General features: G+C 60.9%; 1 pseudogene. It reads right to left on the bottom strand.

What is annotated here, in order from left to right:
* Nucleotides 1-3: 3 nt before the first annotated feature.
* A pseudogene (locus BG74_RS17760) lies at nucleotides 4-363 on the bottom strand (mechanosensitive ion channel); the annotation flags it as partial.

Consider the following 363-nt stretch of genomic DNA (forward strand, 5'->3'; position numbering starts at 1 on the left):
CTGTCATAGCGAGCCGCTTTCTGGCTTGATGTGGTTGCCGGGGGTATTATCGACCTTGAGCTGATCCTTGCGCAGTTGGAAGGGCGGGAAGGGCAATTCCATACCGTGCTCGCGATATCCTTCTAAAATCAGCGCGTGTACCTGATGGCGCAGCGGCATCCGGTGCCCCATTTCGGCGGCGTGCATACGCAGCTCAAACAGCGGCAAACCCTGCTGTAAGTCCACCAGGAAAGCCTCCGGCGCCGGCAGTTCCAACACCAGCGGGCAGTGGCGCGCCGCCCTCACCAGAATGTGCGTCACTTGCTCAATATTAGCCCCTGCGGGAGCCGGCACGCTCAACACGACGCGCGTGACGGTATCGGA

The sequence above is a fragment of the Sodalis-like endosymbiont of Proechinophthirus fluctus genome (assembly GCF_001602625.1).
Taxonomy (GTDB): Bacteria; Pseudomonadota; Gammaproteobacteria; order Enterobacterales; family Enterobacteriaceae.